The sequence below is a fragment of the Hydrogenophaga sp. genome, from assembly GCF_051858985.1.
In the GTDB taxonomy this organism is placed as follows: Bacteria; Pseudomonadota; Gammaproteobacteria; order Burkholderiales; family Burkholderiaceae_C; genus Hydrogenophaga.
In genome coordinates this window covers 80,921-103,872 of record NZ_JBHYGM010000001.1, presented here as the reverse complement: position 1 = coordinate 103,872, position 22,952 = coordinate 80,921, and the positions used below count along the sequence as shown (strand labels likewise).

Sequence of the window (22,952 nt, the reverse complement as noted above, 5' to 3'; positions counted from 1 at the left end):
GGGAACGGGTGCGCCAGCATAGCGCCGTTGTCAACTGCTGCCGCGAATCATCGGCTCGAAACCCAGGTCCACCGAGTTCTGTGCCGGGGTCTCGCCGCGCATCAGCAACAGCAGCATCTGCGCGCTCGCTTCCCCCATGGCGCGGCGCGGCGTGCGCACGGTGGTCAGCGGCGGCACCATCTGGTCGCTGCCGGAAAGGTCGTTGAAACCCGCCACGGCAATGCGGCCAGGCACGTCCACGCCCAGGCGCAGTGCGGTGAGCAGGCCCCCCTGCGCCAGGTCGTCGTTGCAGAAGAACACCGCGTCCACCTCGGGGCGGGTGCGCAGCAGATCCTGCAGCAGTTCACCGCCCAGTCGCATCGATGACGGCTGCGGGCTGAGCAGTTCCAGCCGAGCGTCGTACAGGCCGTGCTGGCGCAGGCACCGGCGGTACCCCTCGGCGCGCTGCATGGTGCGTGGGTCCAGCTGGGCGGCCACGAACGCAATGCGTCGGCGCCCGCGTTGCACGAGGTGCTCGGTGATGGCGTGGCCAGCTTCGATCTGCGAGAAACCCACGCAGTACACGCCAGGTGCCTGCGTGAGCTCCATCAGGTAGACGCAGGGCACGCCGCTGGCGGCAATCAGTTGCCGGGCGGCTTCGGTGCGATCGAATCCGGTGAGCAGCAGACCGGCCGGGCGGTGCGCCAGGTAGCTGCGAAGCAGTTGTTCTTCTTCCATCGGCTCGTAGTGCGTCACGCCGATGAGGGTCTGGAAGCCGTGCGGCCACAGCGTGCGCTGTACGGATTCCAGCACGTCGACAAACAGCGCGTTGGAGAGCAGCGGCACCAGCACCGGCACCTGCGCGCTGCGCTGCGACGCCAGGGCGCGTGCAGCCGGGTCCGGCACGTAGCCCAACTGGGCGGCGGCCGCCTTGACGCGTTCGACCAGCTCGGCGGCCACGCCGCGCTCGCCGCGCAGCGCGCGAGACGCTGTGATGGGGCTGACTTCGGCTGCCTGGGCCACGTCGCTGAGGGTGATGCGACCGCTGTGGCGCCGCTTGCGTTCGGAAGGTTCCAAGGGTTTTCCCGGTATTTCAACAAAGGCAGTGGCGATTAGGATAGCGCTGTCCAATGCCTTCCGGCACCCGAACTTACCCTGAACCTGCCTTCACATGTTGCCATGAAACCTCGCTGCGTCGAGGTGGATGCCACGCTGTTGTTGCAGCCCTTTTTTTTGATTCTTGGGACAGCGCTACCAAATGAACCATCGGCCCGAAAACACCTTGCTTGTCGTCATGGGCGTGGCGGGTTGCGGCAAGTCCAGCCTGGGGCAGTGGTGCGCCCACGCGCTGCGCGTCCCACTGCTCGAAGGCGACGATTTCCATTCCGCCAGCAACATCCTGAAGATGCGCAGCGGTTCGCCGCTGAGCGATGAAGACCGCGCGGCCTGGCTCGACACGCTGGCGGAGCAATTGCAGCGCCACCGCGATGGCGTGGTGCTCACGTGTTCAGCGCTGCGCCGCCGCTACCGTGATCGCCTGCGCGCGGCCGCACCGGGCCTGCGCTTCGTGTTCCTCGATCTCACGCAGGAGCAGGCGCGCGAGCGCGTGGCCTCGCGACCCGAGCACGTCTTCCCGGTGAGCCTGGTGGCCAGCCAGTTCGAAACGCTGGAAGACCCGCGCGAAGAGCCCGGCGTGCTGCGCCTGGACGCCACGCGTGAACTCGCCACTCTGGGGGCCGAGGTGACCCGATGGGTGCGCGGTTCGGAGGTGGTGCAATGAACCAGAAGCGCTTTCTCCAGCGCGGTGCCGAAGCCTTGCTGGCGCTGTGCCTCGGGGCCATGGTGCTGTGCGTGTTCGGCAACGTCGTGCTGCGCTATGGCTTCAACAGCGGGCTGAACGCCACCGAGGAACTCTCGCGCCTGCTGTTCGTGTGGATGGTGTTCCTGGGCGCCACGGCGGCCTACCCGGCGGGCCAGCACATGGCCTTCACCAGCCTGGTGGGCACGCTTCGCCATCGGCCGAAAGCGTTTGCATTCGTCACCCTGGTCACCCGCCTGCTGGTGCTGCTGGCCTGCGTGCTGCTGGGCCGTGGCGCCTGGCAGCAGGTGGTGGTGGGCATGAACAGCAATTCCGTGGTGCTGGGGTACCCGGTGGCGCTGTTGCCGTTGCCGGCCCTGCTGTGCGCGGTGGCTATCGGATTCATGGTGCTGGTCGAGATCGTGCGGCGCACGCCGCTCGACTTGGGCCATTCGGTGGACATGGAGTAGGCCATGAGCGTCGAAGCACTCGCTTTCATCGTTTTCATGGCCGGCATGGTGCTGCTCATGGGCGTGGGCATGAACATGGCGTTCGCGCTGCTCCTCACCGGGGCCGCCATGGCCTGGGTCATGGACTTCTGGGACACGCAACTGCTGGCCCAGAACATGGTGGCCGGCGTCGACAGCTTTCCGCTGCTGGCCGTGCCGTTCTTCATCCTGGCCGGTGAGCTCATGAACTCCGGCGGCATCAGCCGGCGCATCATCGACATGGCGCAGGCCTGGGTGGGCCATGTTCACGGCGGACTGGGCTACGTGGCCATCGGTGCCGCGGTCCTGCTTTCGGCGATGTCGGGCTCGGCACTGGCCGACGCGGCGGCCATGTCCGCGATCCTGTTGCCCATGATGCGCCAGCACGGCTACCCGCTGGCTTCGTCGGCGGGGCTGATTGCCGCCGGCAGCGTCATCGGTCCGATCATCCCGCCGTCCATGGCGTTCGTGATCTATGGCGTCACCACCAACACGTCGATCTCGGCGCTGTTCATCTCCGGCATCGTGCCCGGGCTGATCATGGGCCTGGCGCTCATCGTGGCTTGGCGCGTGGTGCTGCGCAAGATGACGCTCAAGAGCCACCCCAAGGCGCCGCTGTCCGAACGGCTGCGACTCACCGGGCGCGCCGTGTGGGCGCTGTTGATGCCGGTGATCATCATCGGCGGCATGAAGAGCGGCGTGTTCACGCCGACCGAAGCCGCCGTGGTGGCGGCGTTCTACGCGCTGGTGATCGCCATGCTCGTGCACCGCGAGATGCGCCTGCCCGACCTGTACGCGGCGCTCGTGCGTGCGGCCAGCACCACGGCGGTGGTGATGTTCCTGTGCGCCGGTGCCGCCGTGGCCAGCTACATGATCACGCTGGCCGACCTGCCGTCCACGCTGTCGGGCTGGCTCGGGCCGCTGATCGAACATCCGCGCCTCCTGATGGTGGCCATGATGATCGCGCTGGTTCTGATCGGCACAGCCCTCGACCTCACGCCCACCATCCTCATCATCGCGCCGGTGATGCTGCCGATCGCCGTGAAGGCCGGCATCGACCCGGTGTATTTCGGCCTCATGTTCGTGCTCAACGGCGCCATCGGCCTCATCACGCCGCCGGTGGGCACCGTGCTCAACGTGGTCGCCGGTGTCGGTCGGCTGCCCATGCACCAGGTGATCAAGGGCGTGAACCCCTTCCTGCTTGCCTACCTCTTCGTTCTCGGCCTGTTCATCGTGTTCCCGCAGATCGTTACCGCGCCCGTGGCCTGGATGCGCTGACGATTCAATTTCACCCACTCCAAGGAGACTGTCATGACCCTGTTCCGCCGCACCCTCATTGCCGCCACTGCCGCGGCCGCCTTTGCCGCGCCTTTTGCCGCCCTGTCTCAGGACATCAAGCCGCGCATCATCCGCTTTGGCTACGGCCTGAACGAAGTGTCCAACCAGGGCCGCGCCACCAAGGTCTTTGCCGACGAGGTGGAAAAAGCCTCCGGCGGCAAGATGAAGATCCGCGCCATCGGCGCTGCCGCGCTCGGCTCGGACGTGCAGATGCAGCAGGCCCTGATTGGCGGCGCGCAGGAAATGATGGTGGGCTCCACCGCCACCCTGGTGGGTATCACCAAGGAAATGGCGATCTGGGACACGCCGTTCCTGTTCGACAACGCCAAGGAAGCCGATGTGGTGCTGGACGGCCCGGTGGGTCAGAAGGTGATGGACAAGCTGCAGGAAAAAGGCCTGGTGGGACTGGTGTACTGGGAGAACGGTTTCCGCAACCTCACCAACAACAAGCGTGCTGTCACCAAACTCGAAGACATGGACGGCATCAAGCTGCGCGTGATGCAGAACAACGTGTTCATCGACAGCTTCAAGACCCTGGGCGCCAATGCCGTGCCGCTGCCGTTCTCCGAACTGTTCACCGCGCTGGAAACGAAGACCGTGGACGGACAGGAGAACCCCTACAACACCATCCTCTCCAGCAAGTTCTACGAGGTGCAGAAGTACCTGACGGTGACCAACCACGTCTACAGCCCGTGGATCGTCACCGTGAGCAAGAAGTACTGGGATCAGCTCAGCAAGGACGAGCAGAAGGTGCTGATGGATGCGGCGAAGAAGAGCCGCGACTTCGAGCGCCAGGACACGCGCGCCGAAGCCGACAAGGCGCTGGCGGACCTGAAGGGCAAGGGCATGCAGATCAACCAGCTGAGCCCGGCCGAGGCGAACCGCATGCGCGAGAAGCTGGCGTCGGTGAACACCGGCATTGCCGCCAACGTGGGCGAAGACCTGTGGAAGGAAACGCAGGCCGCCGTGGCCAAGGCGCGCGCCGCGAAGTAAGCAGCGCGCCGCCGGACTGGCAGGCGGTCAGTCCGGCGCCACCGGGTGGCCGGCCATCAGTTCCAGCGCTTTCACCAGCGCAGAGTGGTCGAGCTCTCCCATGCCGTGCGCGGCACACGCCTGCATCAGTTGCGCGGCGTTCGCCGTCTGCGGCAGGCTCACGCCGATCTCGCGCGCGCCCTGCAATGCGAGGTTCAGATCCTTCTGGTGCAGCTTGATGCGAAAACCCGGGTTGAACGTGCGCTTGATCATGCGTTCGCCGTGCACCTCCAGGATGCGGCTGGACGCAAACCCGCCCATGAGCGCCTGACGCACCTTGGCCGGATCCGCGCCAGCCTTGCTGGCGAACACCAGCGCTTCGCTCACCGCCGCGATGTTCAGCGCCACGATGATCTGGTTGGCCACCTTGGTCGTCTGGCCATCGCCATTGCCACCGACCAGCGTGATGTTCTTGCCCATGAGTTCCAGCAAGGGCTTCACGCGCTCGAACACCGCTTCGTCGCCACCGCACATGATGGTGAGCGAACCGGCCTTGGCGCCCACTTCGCCGCCGCTCACCGGCGCATCGATGTAGTCGCAGCCGAGTTCGTTGATGCGTTTTGCGAAGCCCTTGGTGGCCATGGGCGAGATCGAGCTCATGTCGACCACGACCTTGCCCACCCGGCCGTCAGGGCCGGCCGCGCTGCCTTTCAAGCCGCTGGCCACGCCGTTCTCGCCGAACAGCACGGCTTCCACGTCGGGTGTGTCCGGCACCATGGTGAAGATCACCTCGGCTTCGCGCGCCACGGCGGCGGCGTCGTCACAGCGCTTTCCGCCGGCTGCGCCGATCGACTCAGGCACCTGGCTGCGCGTGTGCACGTACAGCGCGTGGCCTGCGTTCGCGAGGTGCAAGGCCATGGGCGTGCCCATGATGCCGAGGCCGATGAATCCGATCTTCATTTAGGGTCCTTGCAAGAGAGTGGGTGAGGTATTCAGTAGCCGTCCGGCGTGCTGCGCGGATGCGTCGCCCGCAGCGTGGCCAGCACCTGCTGCGAGCCGGCGGCAATGAGGCGCGCGTCGGAACTGATGGTGACGAACTGGAAACCCATGGCGATGCGGCGCGCAGCCGCTTCGGGCGAGCCGTTGTGGATGCCGGCCACCAGGCCGTGCGCCCTGGCGCGCGCCAGGATGTGTTCGACCGCGGCGGCCGCCTTGGGATCGAGGTCGTCGAAGGTCGGGTTGCACCCGAGCGCGAGAGACAGGTCGGACGGGCCGATGTAGATGGCATCCAGCCCGGGGACGGAAAGGATTTCTTCCAGGTTGTCGAGCGCCTGCGCGGTCTCGATCATGGCGAAGGTGACGATGGTGTCGTTGGCGTGCTTCGGATAGTCGGCGCCGCCATAAAGCAGGGCGCGCACCGGGCCGAAACTGCGCGTGCCGCGCGGCGCGTAGTGGGTGTAGGCCACCAGCTTCTGCGCGTCCTCGCGCGTGTTCACCATGGGGCAGATCACCCCATAAGCACCGGCGTCGAGTGTCTTCATGAGGATGCCCGGCTCCAGCCAGGGCACGCGCACCACGGGCACGGTGTCGGTGGTGGAGATGGCCTGCAGCATGGTCACCATGGACTGGTAATCGACCACGCCGTGCTGCAGGTCGATGGTGAGGGAGTCCCAGCCCTGGTGGGCCATGGTCTCGGCAGAAAAACTGTTGGGGATGGCGAGCCAGCCATTGGCCACCGCGCCGCCAGCGGCCCAGATCTGTCGCAGTCGGTTCGGTCTCATGGATTGCAAGGGTTGTGGTTCATCGGTCCAGCGCCGGGCGCTTGGGGTTGAAGGTCCAGTTCGGAATCAGGTACCGCATGGCGGTGGCATCGTCGCGCGATCCCAGGCCGTGCTGCAGGTACATCTGGTGGGCTTTCTCCACCTCGGCCATGTCCAGTTCCACGCCCAGACCGGGTTTGCGCGGCACCTGCACATGGCCGCCGACGATCTTAAGCGGCTCCTTCGTCAGGCGCTGGCCGTCCTGCCAGATCCAGTGCGTGTCGATCGCGGTGACCTTGCCGGGCGCGGCGGCGCCCACATGGGTGAACATAGCGAGCGACACATCAAAGTGGTTGTTGGAATGCGAACCCCAGGTCAGGCCCCAGTCGCGGCAGGTCTGGGCCACGCGCACGCTGCCGGCCATGGTCCAGAAGTGCGGGTCGGCCAGCGGAATGTCCACCGACTGCAGCGACAGGGCGTGCGTGAGCTGGCGCCAGTCGGTGGCAATCATGTTGGTCGCCGTGGGCAGGCCAGTGGCGCGGCGGAACTCGGCCATCACCTCGCGGCCGGAAAAACCGTCCTCGGCGCCACACGGGTCTTCGGCGTACGCCACCACGCCGCGCATGCGCTGGCCCAGGCGGATCGCGTCCCTGAGAAGCCACCCCCCGTTCGGGTCCAGCGTCACACGGGCATCGGGGAAGCGCTCGTGCAGTGCGATCACCGCGTCCACTTCCTCGTCGCCGCGCAGCACGCCGCCCTTGAGCTTGAAGTCGTTGAAGCCGTAGCGCTCGCGCGCGGCCTCGGCCAGGCGGACCACGGCTTCCGGCGACATGGCCTCTTCGTGGCGCAGGCGGCTCCAGGCGTCTGGCGCGCCAGGCTCACTGGCGTAGGGCAGATCCGTCTTCGTGCGGTCACCGATGTAGAAGAGGTAGCCCAGCATCTCCACCGCGTCGCGCTGCTGGCCTTCACCGAGGAGTGCCGCCACGGGCACCTCCAGGTGCTGGCCCAGCAGGTCGAGCAGGGCACTCTCCACGGCCGTTACGGCGTGGATGGTGGTGCGCAGGTCGAAGGTCTGCAGTCCACGCCCGCCCGAGTCGCGATCGGCAAAGCGGCTGTGCAGTTCGCGCAGCAGGCGCTGGTGGTCGCCGATCGGCTGGCCCACCACCAGTTCGCGTGCGTCTTCCAGCGTCTGCCGGATCTTTTCGCCACCCGGCACCTCGCCCACCCCGGTGCGCCCTGCGCTGTCGGTGAGGATGAGCAGGTTGCGCGTGAAGAACGGTGCATGCGCACCGCTCAGGTTGAGCAACATGCTGTCCCGCCCCGCCACCGGAATGGCGCGAAGGTCGGTGACGCGCGGCGTGGAGGCGGACACGGCGACGGGACTCAGCATGATCAGTCGGCCTTGATGTTGCGCGACTGGATGAGCTTTTGCCAGCGGGCAAATTCCGCAGCCTGGAAGGCCGTGAACTGCTCCGGCGTGCTGGCGACCACTTCAAAGCCCACCTCGAGCAACTTCGGCTTCACGGCGGGGTCGTTCAACGCGTCGCGGATGGCCGCGTGCAGCTTGGTCTTCACGTCGGCGGGCATGCCCTTCGGGCCAGCCACGGCCTGCCAGGAGTAGACGTTGGCGTCCTTGATGCCGAGCTCATCGAGCGTGGGGACATCGGGCAGCAACGGCGAGCGTTGCGCACTGGTGATGGAGAGTGCGCGCAGCTTCCCGGCTCTGATCTGAGGCATGGCGGTGTTGATGTTCATGAACGAGGAGTCCACCTGGTTGCCCAGCAGGTCGGTCATCACCGGACCACCACCCTTGTAGGGCACGTGCACGCCGCTGGTGCCGGTCTGCTGCCAGTAGAGCTCGGCGGTCAGGTGGTCGCTGCTGCCGTTGCCTGAAGACGCAAAGGTCATCTTGCCGGGGTTGGCCTTCTGGAACGCCAGCACGTCGGCCATGCTTTTGTGCGCCGAAGCAGCGGGCACCACCAGCACGTTGGGCGCCTGCACCGCCACAGAGATGAAGTCGAATTCCTTGGGCGCGTCGTAGCTGACCTTGAAGAGGTGGGGCGCGATGACGAACGGGCCGAGGGAGGACACAAAGAGGGTGTGGCCATCGGGCGCGGATCGCACCACGTGGGTGGCGCCAATGGTGCCGGTGGCGCCGGCCTTGTTTTCCACCACGAAGGTGCCGCCGAGTTTTTCCTGCAGCTTGGGCTGCAGGGTGCGCGCGATCACGTCGGTGGAACCACCGGGCGGGAAGGGCACCACCAGGGTGACGGTCTTGTCGGGCCAGGCCATGGCCGATGTGAGGGTCATGGCAGCGCCGAGTGCGCAAAGCAGTTGCTTCATGTGGTGTGTCTCCTGTCGTTGGGGAAATCGGGCCAGACGGGCTTCTGGCTGGTACCGGTACCAACCGAAGTTGGGGCGAATGGTACCGGTACCATCAGGGCGCGTCAATCGGTTTTTCTGGCAACCGATTCGGAGAAAAACTCAGGAAGTCTCCCGCTCCACAATGGAGAACCCCACGTCCACCACGCGGTGCGGCACCTCCCGCCCCTGTGCCCGGTCGATCAGCCACTGCGCGGCCATGCGCCCGATGTCCACGCCATTGATGCGCACCGTGCTGAGTGCCGGCGCCATGTCGGCGGCAAACGGCACGTCACCGAATCCCACGATGGCCAGCTGCCCGGGGATGTCGATGCCGCGCACCCGCGCCTCTGTCTGCACACCCAGCGCCAGCAGATCCGAACTGCAGAACACCGCGTCCACATCGGGCGCCTGCGCCAGCAAGCGGCCCAGCGCTTCACGCCCGCTGCCCAGTGAGCGGGAAGCGCCCACGTTCACCACTTCCACAGGGGCCCGCCCCGCCCGAGTCACTGCGTCGGCGAACGCGGTCGCCCGCCGGTCCGCGCGCTCGTCTTCCGCGCGGATCAGGGCCAGCCGCTGGCGCCCCTTGCCCATGAGGAAGCGCGCCACCTCGCGGCCGATGTCGTTGTGCGAGAAGCCCACCAGCATGTCGATGGGGGTGGGCGTCAGGTCCCAGGTTTCCACCACCGGGATGCCCGATGCCAGCAGGCGCGTGCGGCCCAGGCCCGGGCGCAGGATGCCCGTGAGGAAAATGCCGTCCGGCCGGCGTCCGATGATGGCCTCCAGCAGCGATTCCTCTCGACTCGCGGAGTAACCCGACTGGCCCAGCATGAGCTGGTAGCCCGCATCGAACAGCGTGCCGTTCAGCGCCTCGATGGTCGGCATGAAGACCGACATCACCGTGCTCGGCACCACCGCGGCAATCAGGCGGCTGCGCGAAGAGGCCAGCCCGCCTGCCATGCGGTTGGGCACGTAGCCGGTTTTCTGCACCGCTTCCAGCACCTTCTGCCGCACGTCGGCCGACACCTGTTCCGGGGTGTTGAGCACGCGGGACGCGGTGATGGGCGCCACGCCGGCCAGGCGGGCCACATCCCGCAGCGTGATGGCCCCGCTGCCGCGGCGAGTGCGCCGGGTGTTGTCGGATTCTTTCATTTGCGGCTTAAAATGGTACCGGTACCAAATGGATCGCGATCGTAGCCGGTAACGGCCCGTGCGTGCGGATTGCGCGCTGAATCATAGGAGATGCGGATGTCGGAAACCCTTGCCAGAGTCTCGGCGGCAACGCCCCTGACCATCCGCATGCACGAGCGCGACAACGTGGCCATCGTCGCCAACGACGGCGGCCTGCCCGCGGGCACCGCCTTGCCCGGTGGCCTGGTGCTGCGCGAGAGGGTGCCGCAAGGCCACAAGGTGGCGCTGGTGGACCTTCCGCTCGGCGGCACGGTGCTGCGCTACGGCGTGCCGATCGGTTTCGCCATCGACGACATTCCCGCCGGCAGCTGGGTTCACGAGCGCCTGCTCAAGATGCCCGAGGCGCGCGGCCTGGAAGATCTGCCCATGGCCACTTTCAAGCCCGATCCACTGCCACCGTTGGAGGGCTACACCTTCGAGGGCTACCGCAACCCGGACGGCTCCGTGGGCACGCGCAACATCCTGGCCATCACGCAGACGGTGCAATGCGTGGCCGGTGTCACCGACTTCGCCGTTCAGCGCATCCGCAGCGAGCTGCTGCCGAAGTACCCGAACGTGGACGGTGTGGTGGCGCTGGAACATGGCTATGGCTGCGGCGTGGCCATCGACGCGCCAGATGCCATCATTCCCATCCGCACGCTGCGCCACATCAGCCTGAACCCCAACTTCGGCGGCGAAGTCATGGTGGTCAGCCTGGGGTGCGAGAAGCTGCAACCCGAACGCCTGTTTCCTCCCGGCGTCATCCCGATCCAGGACACCCGTGCAACCGGCGCTGCCGAGTTGTTGGACACCGTCTGTCTCCAGGACGACGCGCACGTGGGCTTCATGTCGATGGTCGACTCGATCCTGCACCAGGCCGAAGTGCACTTGAAGCGGCTGAACGCTCGCCGCCGCGAGACCGTGCCGGCCAGCGAACTGGTGGTGGGCGTGCAATGCGGTGGCAGCGACGCGTTCTCTGGCGTCACCGCCAATCCCGCCGTGGGCTTCTGCACCGACCTGCTGGTGCGCGCAGGCGCGAGCGTGATGTTTTCCGAGACCACGGAGGTGCGAGACGGCATCGCCCAGCTGACAGCCCGTGCCACCACGCCGGAGGTGGCGCAGGCCATGGTGCGGGAGATGGCCTGGTACGACGACTACCTCAAGCGCGGCAGCGTGGACCGCAGCGCCAACACGACACCGGGCAACAAGAAGGGCGGCCTGTCCAACATCGTGGAAAAGGCGATGGGCTCGATCGTGAAGTCGGGCAGTTCGCCCATCCACAACGTGCTTTCACCGGGCGAGAAACTGCAAGCCAGGGGACTGACCTATGCCGCAACGCCCGCCAGCGATTTCATCTGCGGCACGCTGCAGGTGGCAGCGGGCATGAATCTGCATGTGTTCACCACCGGGCGTGGCACACCCTATGGGCTGGCACCCGTGCCGGTCATCAAGGTGGCCACGCGCAGCGACCTTGCTCGTCGCTGGCATGACCTGATGGACCTCAACGCTGGCACCATCGCCGACGGGACCGCCAGCATTGAAGACGTGGGCTGGGAGTTGTTCCGTCTGATGCTCGAGGTGGCCAGCGGTCGCCAGCAGACCTGGGCGGAGCGCTGGAAGCTGCACAACGCCCTGGTGCTGTTCAACCCCGCGCCGGTGACCTGAACGTCGGTTTACTGGCGCGGCGGCATCGGTGCCGGCACCTGGGTGGTGAGCTCGCGGATCACGCCGCCACTCTCCACCGAGCCTGAGGTGTTGCCGTCGCCGCGCGCCATGCGTTCGCAGGTGGCCTGGTCTTCTGCCGACTTGTGTGCCTGGCAGCGTTGCAGCGCATTGCGTTGCAGTTGCTCGGGCGATGTGCTGGACGGTCCGGTGCGAAGGGCCTGGGCGCGGGCAGCGCCTGCGTCGCGCAGGCAGTTCGTGCGGTCCGACGGCACGGCCATGGCTTGGCAGGCCGAGCGCGCGGCCTGGTAGTTCGCCTCGATGGACGCTTTGTCGGCGCTGCCCGCCGCCCAGGCGCCTGGCAACGCCAGGGCCAGAGCGGCAGCAGCCAGACCGGTTCGCAGGTTGGAGCGAGTGGATGAGTTCATGGTGGGTCCTTTCCGAATGTCGAAGGTGATGAGATGTCATCGCCCTGGATCACCATGCTGGATGGACGCCGCTCCGGGGTCTGTAGTCCTTGTCCGATCTCGCTCAAAGGGTCAGGGCGCGCACGCAGCGCGTTTGCCACTGTTGCGCTTTGTAAAAACCCTCTTGCGCCGACCCGCCCTGTGAGGAGAAGTATTGGGCGTAGGCGCCGATGCTCGGCGCATGCACATACTGGGTTGAGCTCCAGTAGTAGGTGTTGTCGGCGATCCCCCCGATGTTGCCCTTGTCCACCAGATTGGATTGGATGCTGTCGGTCAGCGGCGCACCCGATGTTCCACAGCCAGTGCCGTTGCCGGTTCCGTCGAAGCCCATCTCACAGATGGCCGGCAGGTACCAGTCGCTCAACCCGTTCAACGTGGCCTTGCACGAGCCGGCGGCGTAGAGGTTCACCGGCGTGGTGGCGTAGTAGCTGACGAGGACATTGGTGTTGCAAGCGCCATCGCGGTTGCCGTTGCAGGGCGGTGCCACATCCGTCTCGGATATGCCAGGAATGTTGTCGAAGGCTGGTGCGCCTCCAGCATTGACGGCCCACGGCACACCTGGGGATGAATCGTTGAGTGCGGCGACCCTGCCACCCACGCTGGCGGTGGGCGGCGTGGTGTCGTCCAGCGAGAACACATAGCCGGCCTGGTAGACGCTGCCGTGGTCCAGCACCGAGACATCGGTGGTCACGGTGTTGGTGTTGCTGCCGGTGATGCGCACCGTGACCGGCACCGGGCTGGTGTCGCCTGCGGCGGCCGAAGCGGTGGCACCCGGTGTGATGGTCAGCAGGCAACTCGCGCCCGCCGCGAGGGCGCTACACGTGTTGCTGGACACGATGGAGCCCGCCGGCAGCGCAGGTGTGGTCACCAGCGCCAGCGCGGTGGCCGCATCGGCCCCCGTGTTGGTGACCGTGATGGTGCGGCCCAAGCCGGACACGGCCAGCGCCAGCGCAGACGTGCTCACCGACAAGGTGGTGGTGACGGGTGGCAGGACCACGGGGGGAGGGGGCGTGACCACCACCGGAGGTGAGCTGACGGGCGCAGGAGCCGACGCATCACCTCCACAGGCGGCCAGAAACGCGATGGGCAGTGCCAGCGCGGCTCGCCGTGCAGTCAGTGGGAAGGAGGTCATGAATGGATCCTGGGGGTTGTGGTACCCCCGGACCCTAACACCTGCGCCGATGCGCTGGCGATTCAGCGTCGCTGGCCGCGCTGGTACGCCTGCAATTGCGTCTTGGCGATGTTGCCTTCAAACAGCGGCGTGAGGTCCGAGACCGCCTGCAGCGCACTGGTTTCGTCGCGTTGCAGGCACAGGGCCTGGGCGAGATCGGAGCGCAGGAACCACAGGGCCTCGATGCTGGGCGCGTACCGGATGCGGTGCTCCAGATCGGGGTGCAGTTCGGCGCCGCGAACACCCAGCAGCCGCAGCATGGACTTCTGGATGAGCAGCATGGCATGCGGGTCCGGGGCCTTGGGCGTCGAATCTCCATGGCTCGACGTCAGGATCGACGTCAGGCTGCTGAGAAAGGTCTTGACGCTGTGCATGCGCGGTTCCTAGGGCGGAAAAGCCAGGGGGCTGGGAGGGTCAGCCCACTTCGGGCAGCGCATTTTATACCCTACCGGGGATGGCTCGCTGTCCCGGGTGTTTCCAGCGATTTCATCGCCTTGGCCATGGTCTTGCCCAGTTCCACGCCCCACTGGTCGTAAGCGTTGATGCGCCAGATGGCCGCCTGCACGAAGACCTTGTGCTCGTACAGCGCGATGAGCGCCCCCAGGCGTTGCGGGTCGAGGCGGTCCAGCCAGAGGATCTGGCTGGGAATGTTGCCGTCGAAACTCCGGTGCGGCGCCATGGCCGCGGCCTTCGCCGGTGCCATGCCTTCCTTTTCCAGCACGGCTTGCGTATCCGGCAGGCTGCGCCCGCGCGCCATGGCCTCGGCCTGGGCGCGCAGGTTCAGGTTCACCACCGCGTGGTGGGTGGCGGCCAGGGGCAGCGGCGTGTCCTCGTTCTCCACGCCGATGAAATCCACCGGCACGGTGTGCTGGCCCTGATGGATGAGCTGGAAATAGGCATGTTGACCATCGATGCCCAGGCCGCCCCACACGATGGGACCGGTGTCCACCGTGGCGGGCGTGCCGTCGACGTGGGTGCGCTTGCCGTTGGATTCCATGTCCATCTGCTGCACGAAGGGCGTGAAGCGCGCCAGCCGCGAGGCGTACGGCACGATGAGGTGGCTGGGCATTCGCAGGAAGTTGCGGTTCCATACGCCGTGCAGCGCCATCAGCACGGGCATGTTCTGCGCCAGCGGTGCGTCCATGAAGTGCTGGTCCATCTCGCGCGCGCCGGCCAGGAAATCGCGGAAGTTGGCCGCGCCGATGGCCAGGGCCAGCGGCAAGCCCAGTGCCGACCACACCGAATAGCGTCCGCCCACCCAGTCCCAGAACAAAAACGTGCGCTCGGCCGGATACCCCATTCGGGCGGACTGGTTCGGGCTTGCCGTGATGGCCACAAGGTGTTTCTGCAAATCAGCCTCGGGGCAGCCCTGGTCGGTCAGCCAGCGTTGCGCGCTGGCAGCATTGGTCAGCGTTTCCTGCGTGGTGAAGGTCTTGCTGGAAACCACCAGCAGCGTGCGCGCCGCATCCAGTCCACGCAGCACGCTGTGCAGCGCCCACGCGTCGGGGTTGGAGACGAAATGCACGCGCGGGCCTGGCACGGCAGGGTCGGCCAGGTGCGCCAGGGCCTCTGCGGCCATGCGGGGTCCCAGGTCGGAGCCCCCGATGCCGATGTTGACCACGTCGGTGATGACCTCGCCACTGTGGCCGCGCACCGCGCCGGCAGACAGCGCTTCGGCGAAGTCGCACACGCGGTTGATCTCGTGTTGCACGTCGGCCTGCACCTGCTGGCCCCAGGGGCCCGTGTGCAGCGGGTCACCGCGCAGCGCCACGTGCAGCACCGGACGGCCTTCCGTGGCGTTGATCGCATCGCCCCGAAACATCGCATCGCGCTGCTCCGCCAGGTTCGACTGCTGCGCCAGTTCGAGCAATGCGCTCTCGATGTCGGGCGTGAGGCGCTGGCGGCTGGCGTCCAGCGTGATGCCGGCCACGCTGTGGGTGAAGCGCGTGGCCCGGCCAGGTTCGGCGAGCAGTTCGCGCAGGTGGGGTGTGGGCGTGGCGGCCAGGGCCTGAAGACGGCTCCAGGCGGGCAGGGTGGTGGGCAGGTTCATGCGGCTTTGGAGAGTTGGGTGGCCTCGGTGGCCAGTTGGGTGATGCGGGCCCAGTCGCCCTGGCGCAGCGCGTCGGCCGGCGTGAGCCAGGAGCCGCCGACCATCGCCACGTTGGGCAGGGCGAGCAGCTCGCGCAGGTTGTCGGTGCTCACGCCGCCGGTGGGGCAGAAGCGCACGTCTGCCAGCGGCGAGCCGAGTGCCTTGAGCATGCCGATGCCGCCGGCCTGCGCAGCGGGAAAGAGCTTCATGAGGTGGAAACCATGGTCGCGCGCGCGCATGACTTCACCGGGCGTCATCACACCGGGAATGAAGGGCAGGTTGGCGGCTTTCACGGCATCCACCAGCGCGTCGGTGCAGCCCGGCGACAGCGCGAACGTGGCACCTGCGTTCAACACCTGCTGCACCTCGGCCACGCGGGTGACCGTACCGGCGCCCAGGTGCATCTGGGGCACGGCGCGCGCTACTGCCTCGATGGCCATGAGCGCCACGTCCGAGCGCAGGGTGATCTCCATCACGTCGATGCCGCCTTCGAGCAGGGCGTGCGCCAGCGGCACGGCTTGCGCCGCATCGGTGAGCACGATCACAGGCACCACGCGGGACGTGAAAGTGGGTGGGGTGAAGCAGGTCGTCATGTCGGGATCGATCAACAGGGTCTCAAGGGAAAAGTGGAGAAGCGCCCAGTTCGGCGGCGCTGGCCTGCTGGCGGAACAGGCTGAACAATTCACGCCCGCTGCCGTGCTGGTTGCCGCGCAGGTCGGGGTGTTTCACGCGACGCCTGCCCAGGGTGGCGGCATCCACTTCGAGTTCCAGCACGCCGCGTTCGCAATCCAGCGTGATCCAGTCGCCATCGCGCACGCGCGCGATCGGTCCACCCGCCAGCGATTCGGGGCTGAGGTGGATGGCCGCGGGCACCTTGCCGGAGGCACCTGACATGCGTCCGTCGGTGACCAGCGCCACCTTGAAGCCCTTGTCCTGCAATACGGCCAGCGGCGGTGTGAGCTTGTGGAGTTCGGGCATGCCGTTGGCGCGCGGGCCCTGGTAGCGCACCACGGCCACCAGATCGTGTTCGAGCTTGCCGGCGTTGAACAGGTCCAGCAGGTCGTGCTGGTCGTTCACCACCACGGCCTGCGCGCGCACCAACCGGTGCTCGGGCTTCACGGCAGACACCTTGACCACGCTGCGGCCCAGGTTCCCCTGCAGCAGGCGAAGGCCACCATCGGCGCTGAAGGGTTCGGTCACGGGGCGAAGCACGCTGGTGTCGCCGCTGCGCTGGGGCACGGGTCGCCACGCGAGCTGACCGTTGTCCAGCCACGGTTCACGAACGTAGGCCTCCAGACCGGGGCCCATCACGGTGTTCACATCGGCGTGCAGCAGGCCGGCCGAGAGCAGTTCCTGCATGAGAAAGCCCATGCCGCCGGCGGCGTGGAAATGGTTCACGTCGGCGCTGCCATTGGGGTAGACGCGCGCCAGCAGCGGCACCACGTGCGAAAGCTCGGCAAAGTCGTCCCAGTCCACCAGCACGCCGGCCGCGCGCGCCATGGCCACGAGGTGCAGCGTGTGGTTGGTGGAACCGCCGGTGGACAGAAGGCCCACGATGCCGTTGACGAGGGTTTTCTCGGTGACGATGTCGGCCATGCAGATGGCGGTTTCGCCCGTGCGCCCGGTGTTGGCCACGGCCCGCTTGACCGCGCCGCGCGTGAGTGCCTCGCGCAATGGCGTGCCAGGGTTCACGAACGAGGCGCCCGGCAGGTGCAGCCCCATGATCTCCATGAGCATCTGGTTGCTGTTGGCGGTGCCGTAGAAGGTGCACGTGCCAGGGCTGTGGTAGGCCTGCGCTTCGGATTCAAGCAACTCGTCGCGGCCCACCAGACCCTGCGCGTACTGCTGTCGCACCTTGGCCTTGGCGTCGTTCGACAGGCCCGATGTCATGGGACCGGCGGGCACGAAAACCGTGCTCAGGTGGCCGAACTGCAGCGAACCCATGAACAGGCCGGGCACGATCTTGTCGCAGATGCCCAGCATGAGGGCGGCATCGAACACGTTGTGTGAAAGCGCCACAGCGGTGCCGAGCGCAATCACGTCCCGCGAGAACAGCGAGAGCTCCATGCCGGCCGCGCCCTGGGTGACGCCGTCGCACATGGCCGGCACGCCGCCCGCCACCTGCGCGGTGGCCCCCAGCGCGTGGGCATGATCACGGATTTTCTGCGGGTAGGTTTCGTAAGGCTGGTGCGCCGAGAGCATGTCGTTGTAGGCGGTGACGATGCCCACATGCGGCGCGCGTTCCGCGTGGATCTTGAGTTTGTCGGCGCGCGGCAGCGCCGCCGTGGTGTGCGCCATGTTGGCGCAGCCCATGCCCGCGCGCTGCGTGCCGTTCTTGCGCTGCGCGGCCATGGACTCCAGGTACGCAGCCCGGCTGTCCGCGCTGCGTTCGATGATGCGTCGGGTGACGCGATCGAGGGTGGGGTGAATCGGTGGGGTGGTGTTCATCGTGTTCTGCTTCCGGGTTCAGGCCAGCCAGACGCTGACCGGGGTCTGATACTGGTTCAGCACCAGCGAGACCGGCAGCGATTCGTCGGCGCCCAGGCGTGCCTGCTGGTAGGTGGCGAGCTTGCCCGCGCCGGTGATGGACAGCGCCACTTCACGCGTGGCCAGCAGGGCGGGCAGGGTGAGGGTGAGGCGCGCGTGTGGCGCAGCCACAGGGCGCAACCAGGTCAGCGGACCGCTGCCGCGCAGCGCCTGCGCCAGCCGGGGTGCGGCGGGAAACAGCGATGCCGTGTGGCCGTCTTCGCCCATGCCGAGCACCACCAGGTCCATGGGCCACGGATGTGCGGCAAGTCGGTGGTTCGCGGCATCGACCATGGCGTTGAGCGCGGCGTCGCTCAGCGCGGCCGGCAAAGTGTCGAAGAAAGGCACGAAGGTGGCGCTGGCGGCCGCGTCGCGCAGCAGGTGCCGGCGCACCAGCGCGGTGTTGCTTTCCGCATGATCGTGAGGCACGCATCGCTCGTCCACCAGCACCACGGTCACGTGAGACCAGTCCAGTGGCTGCTCACGCAGCTGCTCGAACATCGCCACTGGCGACTTGCCTCCCGAGACCGCCAGCACCGCGTGTCCACGCACCGTGATCGCCTCACGCAGGCGCCGCGCAATGTGCCGCGCGAGTTGCTGCGCCTGTTCGGCTTCGCTGCCGGCCGGGTGCACCTGCAGGGTGGTGGGCGGGATCGGCTCGTCTTCTTTCATGGGGTCATACCTCTTCGGCCCACGCCGAGCCTTCGCGCGCCATCAGGGCGGACGAGGCCGCGGGGCCCCAGCTGCCGGCGGCGTAGGGACGTGGCTTTTCGTTCAGGTTCTTCCACCCGTCCAGGATGGGTTCCACCCAGCTCCATGCGGCCTCGAGTTCATCGCGCCGCATGAAGTGCGTCAGGCGTCCCTTGGTCACGTCCATCAGCAGTCGTTCGTAGGCTTCGGCACGGCGCGCGCTGAAGGCGGATTCCAGGTCCAGGTCCAGGCTCACCGGGCGCAGGCGCATGCCGCTGCCTGGCTCCTTGGCCATCATCTGCAGTTGCACGTGTTCTTCCGGCTGCAGGCGGATCATCAGTCGATTGACCGGCTGGCGCGGTGCGTCCGGAAAGATGGTGTAGGGCAGGTCGGCAAACTCGATCACGATCTCCGAGCGCCGCTCGGCCATGCGCTTGCCGGTGCGCAGGAAGATCGGCACGTTGGCCCAGCGCCAGTTGTTGATGTGCGCGCGCAGGGCGACAAAGGTTTCGGTCTGGCTGTCGGGCGGCACGTTGGCTTCCTGGTGGTAGGCCACGGCCTTGTCGCCGTTGGAGGCGCCGGCGGTGTACTGCCCGCGCACGGTGTCACGCGCAACGTCGGCCACCGTCATGGGCCGCAGCGAGCGAAGCACCTTGAGCTTTTCGTCCCGCACCGCATCCGGGTCCAGCGACACAGGGGGCTCCATGGCCACGATGCACAGCAGCTGCAGCAGGTGGTTCTGCAGCATGTCGCGCAGCGCGCCGGTGCCGTCGTAGAAGCCGGCGCGGCTGCCCACGCCGACCGACTCGGCCACGGTGATCTGCACGCTCTTGATGAAAGGGCTGCGCCACAGCGGTTCAAAGATGGTGTTGCCAAAGCGCAGCACCATGAGGTTCTGCACCGTTTCCTTGCCCAGGTAGTGATCGATGCGGAAGGTCTGCGATTCGCTGAAATGCCGGCCGACTTCGTCGTTGATGGCTCGCGCGGAGGCGAGGTCGTGGCCCAGTGGTTTCTCCAGCACCACGCGCGAGCGGGCGTCGATCAGGCCTGCCTGCGCCAGGTGGGCGCAGATGCCGGTGAACAGCGTGGGGGCGGTGGCCAGGTAGTAGACGCGGTCGGAGCCGTCCTGCAGGGCCGCGCCCAGGCGCGCGAAATCGCCGGCCTCCGTGGCGTCGACGCACACATAGGCCAGTCGCTCCACGAAAGCCGGCCAGGCCAGCGCGTCGAGCGCTTCCGGGTCGATGAAACCGCGCACCTTTTCGTCGACGAAGGCGGTGAAGGCCGCACGGTCCCAGGGCTGCCTGCCCAGCACCAGGATGCGGGTGGCCGGTGGCAGGTTGTGGTGCAGGTGCGCCATGTACAGCGCGGGCAGCAACTTGCGCACCGACAGATCCCCGGCGCCGCCGAAGATGACCAGGTCGAGCGGGGCGGTGGCGGAGGTCGCCGGGGCAGTTGAAGTGACCATGCTTCTAATTTAGTTACTTGATTTTGTGAATTCTAATGTGACAAAGTTACATTGCCGCGTCATCAGGCTTCCACCTTACCCGCTTGTGGCCAGAAGGCCCAGTCAGGCTGCGAAATGCGTCAGGCCGTCGGCGGTGAGATGGAGCACGCGCCGTGCCCGCGCGGCGGCGGCGGCGGAATGCGTCACCAGCACCAGCGCGGCGCCGCTGTCTTGCGCCTGTCGCTGCAGCACGTCCATCACTTGAGAGGCCGTGGTGGGATCGAGGTTGCCGGTGGGCTCGTCGGCCAGCAGCAGGCCGGGGCGGTGCACCAGGGCGCGCGCGATCGCCACGCGCTGCAACTGGCCTCCCGAGAGTTCGGCCGGCAGGCGCGCGCCGAGATCCCCCAGGCCCACGGCGTCGAGCATTTCGCGCACGCGTGCCGCGTCGGGCCGACCCAGCAACAGCAGCGGCAGCCCCACGTTCTGCGCCACGTCCAGGTGCGGCAGCACATGGAAGGCCTGGAACACGAAGCCCAGGTGCTCGCGCCGCCAGTGGGCGCGCTGGGTCTCGCCCAGCGTGCCCAGGTCCACGCCAGCGTGGTGGATGCTGCCTTCGCTCCAGTCGTCCAGCGCGGCCAGGCAATTGAGCAGGCTGGATTTGCCCACGCCCGACTCGCCGACGATGGCCACGAATTCACCGGGCTCCACCCGCAGGCTCACAACGCTGAACACGGCCACATCGCCGTAGCGCTTGCCCAGGCGCTCGACGACCAGGGTCACGCGGGTTCTCCCAGGCGTTGAGCCACGCTGGTCAGCACCTGCGCCAGTGCATCGGGCGCGTCGCACGCGATCACCTTGCGCTGCGGCATGGAGCGCAGCCAGGTGAGCTGGCGCTTGGCCAGCTGGCGCGTGGCGAATATGCCCCGCTCGCGCAACTCGGTCTGCTGGGCAGGAGGCAGCGACTCACCATGTTGATCCATCAGTTCCCAGGCCTGGCGGTAACCCACACAACGCATGGAGGGCAGCCCGGTGGAGAGGTCGCCACGCCCCCGCAGGCGACGAACTTCATCCATGAAGCCCTGGGCGAGCATGTCCTCGAAACGCTGTGCAATGCGCGCGTGCAGCCAGGATCGCTCCGTGGGCTCCAGCGAGATCAGGTGGTCTGGCGCCAGCGGGCTTTGCGGGTCGTGGGTGCGCCCGCTCTGGAAACACGAGATGGGTCGGCCCGAGACCTCGAACACCTCCAGCGCGCGCTGGATGCGCTGCGAGTCGGTGGGAGGCAGGCGTGCAGCGGTGGCAGGGTCCACGCGAGCGAGTTCGGCGTGCAGTGCCGGCCAGCCCGCCTGTCGGGCGCGCGCGTCGATGGCCTCGCGCACGGCGGCGTCGGCGGGCGGCATGGTGTCCAGGCCGGCCAGCAGCGCCTTGAAATACAGCATGGTGCCGCCCACCAGCAGCGCGGTGCGCCCGCGCGACGCGATCTGATCGACCAGCGCCGTCGCGTCGCGCACGAATGCGGCCGCACTGTAGCTCTCCAGCGGGTCGAGGATGTCGATGAGGTGGTGAGGGGCCTGCGCGCGCTCATCGGCAGTGGGCTTGGCGGTGCCGATGTCCATGCCGCGAAACACCAGCGCCGAGTCCACGCTCACGATCTCCACCGGCCAGCGCTGCGCCACCGCGAGCGACGCGGCGCTCTTGCCGCTGGCCGTGGGGCCGGCGATGGCGATGCAACGGGGTGCGGCGGGCTTCATGCCATGCGAACGGGCAGAGGCTTCGGATCGCCGTGCCGCTGTACCAGCGTCCACGCGGTGGCGGCAATCACCACGCTCCAGAACCAGATGCCGTTGGTGAGCGGCAGCACGGAGCCCGTGCCTTCGGCGATGCCCGCGAGGCTGCGACCCAGCCAGCCGCCCATGAAGAACGCGGCCAACATCATGAGGAAGCCACTGAGCGCCGAAGCCGCGCCTGCCGCCTGGGGGAACGGCCCCACCGCGCCGGTCTGGCTCACGGGCTGGTGCACCCCGTGGGCCAGCATGAACAGGTAGAACGGCAGCATGATGGCCCACGCACTCTGCACGCCGGCCCAGGCCAGCAGGCCCATGCTGGTGCCCGCTGTGAGCGTCATGGCGCCGGCAATGGCCTCGGTGCGGCGGATGCCCAGGCGGGGCAGCATCTGCCGGCACAGGAAAGTGCCCAGGATGTAGCTCAGCGACATGCTGAACATCACCAGGCCGTACTGCGTCTTGCTCAGGCCCAGCACCTGGATGAACACGAAGGACGAGCCCGCGAGGAATGTGAACAGGCCGCCGTAGGACGCCGTCGCGAGCAGCGCGAAGGCCCAGAAGGTGGGATGGCGCGCGATGTGCGACCAGGTGCTGAACAGCTTGCCCGGATGCAGGGCGTCCGGATTCTTGCGCGCCAGGGTTTCCTCGAAGCGCCACGCCAGCACCGCCAGCGTGCCGGCGCCGAACACGGCCAGGGCCACCAGTGAAATGCGCCATCCGAACAGGTCCGAGAGCAGGCCACCCACCGGCGCGCTGGCGCAGGCGATCACGCCCAGACCCGTGAGCCCCTTGGACATCACCCGTGCGCCGTCGGCGGGTGCGTAGAGGTCCCGCACGATGGCGCGCGCGCACATCACGCCCGCGCCCATGGCCACGCCCTGTACGGCACGCCAGACGATGAGCTGTTCCATGGTGGGCGAGAACGCGCTGCCGATCGAGGCGGCCACGTAGGCCGCCATGCCCAGAAGGAGGATGGGGCGGCGGCCGAACCGGTCCGACAACGGACCCCACACCAGTTGCGACAGGCCGAAGGCGAGCAGCAAGGCAGTGAGCGTGAGCTGGGCCTGGGACATCGGCGCGCCGAAGCCCTGCGTGATCGAGGGCAGGGCGGGGAGGTACAGGTCGGTGGTGACAGGCTGCAGGCCCAGCAGCATGGCGAGCACCAGCACGATGAGGCCGGGCGACATGCGGGGAGAAACGGACGGGGAGGGCATCCGGTCGAGGGTAGCAGAAGCCACCTTCCAGACCGGGCTTGC

22 protein-coding genes are annotated in these 22,952 nt (G+C 67.4%); 5 read left to right on the top strand and 17 right to left on the bottom strand.

Annotation, left to right across the window (positions count from 1 at the left end):
- Positions 1-30: 30 nt before the first annotated feature.
- Positions 31-1,056, bottom strand: a complete 1,026-nt coding sequence (locus ACTIEY_RS00520; RefSeq protein ID WP_439517190.1) for a LacI family DNA-binding transcriptional regulator — start codon at positions 1,054-1,056, stop codon at positions 31-33.
- Between the two features lie 181 nt (positions 1,057-1,237).
- Here ACTIEY_RS00520 and ACTIEY_RS00515 point away from each other — a divergent pair, with 181 nt between their 5' ends.
- From ACTIEY_RS00515 to ACTIEY_RS00500, 4 genes are read left to right on the top strand one after another with little or no spacing between them, the layout of a single operon-like run.
- Complete coding sequence (locus tag ACTIEY_RS00515; protein WP_439517189.1) at positions 1,238-1,759, top strand: gluconokinase; 522 nt, start codon at positions 1,238-1,240, stop codon at positions 1,757-1,759.
- Positions 1,756-2,247 carry a TRAP transporter small permease gene (locus ACTIEY_RS00510; protein WP_439517188.1) on the top strand — a complete coding sequence of 164 codons (492 nt, stop codon included), beginning with the start codon at positions 1,756-1,758 and terminating at the stop codon, positions 2,245-2,247. The genes ACTIEY_RS00515 and ACTIEY_RS00510 overlap by 4 nt, the downstream gene beginning before the upstream one ends.
- Positions 2,248-2,250: 3 nt before the next feature.
- A complete protein-coding gene (locus tag ACTIEY_RS00505; RefSeq protein ID WP_439517187.1) occupies positions 2,251-3,543 on the top strand; it encodes a TRAP transporter large permease in 1,293 nt (430 codons plus the stop codon).
- Between the two features lie 33 nt (positions 3,544-3,576).
- The gene (locus ACTIEY_RS00500) at positions 3,577-4,596 is read left to right on the top strand and encodes a TRAP transporter substrate-binding protein (protein WP_439517186.1); all 1,020 of its coding nucleotides are present in this window, start codon (positions 3,577-3,579) and stop codon (positions 4,594-4,596) included.
- Between the two features lie 27 nt (positions 4,597-4,623).
- Here the strand turns inward: ACTIEY_RS00500 and glxR are convergent, their stop codons facing one another.
- The 5 genes from glxR to ACTIEY_RS00475 form a co-directional block, all read right to left on the bottom strand.
- Positions 4,624-5,535 carry a 2-hydroxy-3-oxopropionate reductase gene (gene glxR / locus ACTIEY_RS00495; RefSeq protein WP_439517185.1) on the bottom strand — a complete coding sequence of 304 codons (912 nt, stop codon included), beginning with the start codon at positions 5,533-5,535 and terminating at the stop codon, positions 4,624-4,626.
- A 32-nt stretch (positions 5,536-5,567) separates the two neighbouring features.
- Positions 5,568-6,356: an HpcH/HpaI aldolase family protein gene (locus ACTIEY_RS00490; protein ID WP_439517184.1), complete on the bottom strand. Its 789-nt coding sequence runs from the start codon at positions 6,354-6,356 to the stop codon at positions 5,568-5,570.
- A 19-nt stretch (positions 6,357-6,375) separates the two neighbouring features.
- The gene (gene gudD, locus ACTIEY_RS00485) at positions 6,376-7,725 is read right to left on the bottom strand and encodes a glucarate dehydratase (protein WP_439517183.1); all 1,350 of its coding nucleotides are present in this window, start codon (positions 7,723-7,725) and stop codon (positions 6,376-6,378) included.
- Between the two features lie 2 nt (positions 7,726-7,727).
- Entirely contained in the window at positions 7,728-8,678 is a 951-nt protein-coding gene (locus ACTIEY_RS00480; protein WP_439517182.1) for a Bug family tripartite tricarboxylate transporter substrate binding protein, read from the bottom strand.
- A 141-nt stretch (positions 8,679-8,819) separates the two neighbouring features.
- Positions 8,820-9,848 carry a LacI family DNA-binding transcriptional regulator gene (locus tag ACTIEY_RS00475; protein ID WP_439517181.1) on the bottom strand — a complete coding sequence of 343 codons (1,029 nt, stop codon included), beginning with the start codon at positions 9,846-9,848 and terminating at the stop codon, positions 8,820-8,822.
- A 96-nt stretch (positions 9,849-9,944) separates the two neighbouring features.
- Between ACTIEY_RS00475 and garD the strand changes: the two genes are divergently transcribed.
- Complete coding sequence (garD, locus tag ACTIEY_RS00470; protein WP_439517180.1) at positions 9,945-11,531, top strand: galactarate dehydratase; 1,587 nt, start codon at positions 9,945-9,947, stop codon at positions 11,529-11,531.
- 8 nt (positions 11,532-11,539) lie between these two features.
- Here the strand turns inward: garD and ACTIEY_RS00465 are convergent, their stop codons facing one another.
- The 11 genes from ACTIEY_RS00465 to ACTIEY_RS00415 all read right to left on the bottom strand — a co-directional run bounded on the left by ACTIEY_RS00465 (position 11,540) and on the right by ACTIEY_RS00415 (position 22,910).
- A complete protein-coding gene (locus ACTIEY_RS00465) occupies positions 11,540-11,956 on the bottom strand; it encodes a hypothetical protein (protein ID WP_439517179.1) in 417 nt (138 codons plus the stop codon).
- A gap of 103 nt (positions 11,957-12,059) precedes the next feature.
- On the bottom strand, positions 12,060-13,127 hold the full coding sequence (locus tag ACTIEY_RS00460; protein WP_439517178.1) for a hypothetical protein: 1,068 nt from the start codon (positions 13,125-13,127) through the stop codon (positions 12,060-12,062).
- Positions 13,128-13,189: 62 nt separating this feature from the next.
- Positions 13,190-13,540: a hypothetical protein gene (locus tag ACTIEY_RS00455; RefSeq protein WP_439517177.1), complete on the bottom strand. Its 351-nt coding sequence runs from the start codon at positions 13,538-13,540 to the stop codon at positions 13,190-13,192.
- Between the two features lie 71 nt (positions 13,541-13,611).
- Entirely contained in the window at positions 13,612-15,216 is a 1,605-nt protein-coding gene (gene pgi, locus ACTIEY_RS00450) for a glucose-6-phosphate isomerase (RefSeq protein WP_439517176.1), read from the bottom strand.
- Positions 15,213-15,848 carry a bifunctional 4-hydroxy-2-oxoglutarate aldolase/2-dehydro-3-deoxy-phosphogluconate aldolase gene (gene eda, locus ACTIEY_RS00445; RefSeq protein ID WP_439518246.1) on the bottom strand — a complete coding sequence of 212 codons (636 nt, stop codon included), beginning with the start codon at positions 15,846-15,848 and terminating at the stop codon, positions 15,213-15,215. Before eda ends, pgi begins: the two co-directional genes overlap by 4 nt.
- A gap of 22 nt (positions 15,849-15,870) precedes the next feature.
- The gene (gene edd, locus ACTIEY_RS00440; protein WP_439517175.1) at positions 15,871-17,703 is read right to left on the bottom strand and encodes a phosphogluconate dehydratase; all 1,833 of its coding nucleotides are present in this window, start codon (positions 17,701-17,703) and stop codon (positions 15,871-15,873) included.
- Between the two features lie 18 nt (positions 17,704-17,721).
- Positions 17,722-18,453 (bottom strand): 6-phosphogluconolactonase, encoded by a 732-nt coding sequence (gene pgl, locus ACTIEY_RS00435; RefSeq protein ID WP_439517174.1) that lies wholly within the window; start codon positions 18,451-18,453, stop codon positions 17,722-17,724.
- Between the two features lie 4 nt (positions 18,454-18,457).
- On the bottom strand, positions 18,458-19,936 hold the full coding sequence (gene zwf / locus ACTIEY_RS00430) for a glucose-6-phosphate dehydrogenase (protein WP_439517173.1): 1,479 nt from the start codon (positions 19,934-19,936) through the stop codon (positions 18,458-18,460).
- A 102-nt stretch (positions 19,937-20,038) separates the two neighbouring features.
- Positions 20,039-20,695 (bottom strand): ABC transporter ATP-binding protein, encoded by a 657-nt coding sequence (locus ACTIEY_RS00425; protein WP_439517172.1) that lies wholly within the window; start codon positions 20,693-20,695, stop codon positions 20,039-20,041.
- Complete coding sequence (gene miaA / locus ACTIEY_RS00420) at positions 20,692-21,663, bottom strand: tRNA (adenosine(37)-N6)-dimethylallyltransferase MiaA (protein WP_439517171.1); 972 nt, start codon at positions 21,661-21,663, stop codon at positions 20,692-20,694. The genes ACTIEY_RS00425 and miaA overlap by 4 nt, the downstream gene beginning before the upstream one ends.
- The gene (locus ACTIEY_RS00415) at positions 21,660-22,910 is read right to left on the bottom strand and encodes a multidrug effflux MFS transporter (RefSeq protein ID WP_439517170.1); all 1,251 of its coding nucleotides are present in this window, start codon (positions 22,908-22,910) and stop codon (positions 21,660-21,662) included. The genes miaA and ACTIEY_RS00415 overlap by 4 nt, the downstream gene beginning before the upstream one ends.
- Positions 22,911-22,952: the final 42 nt, after the last annotated feature.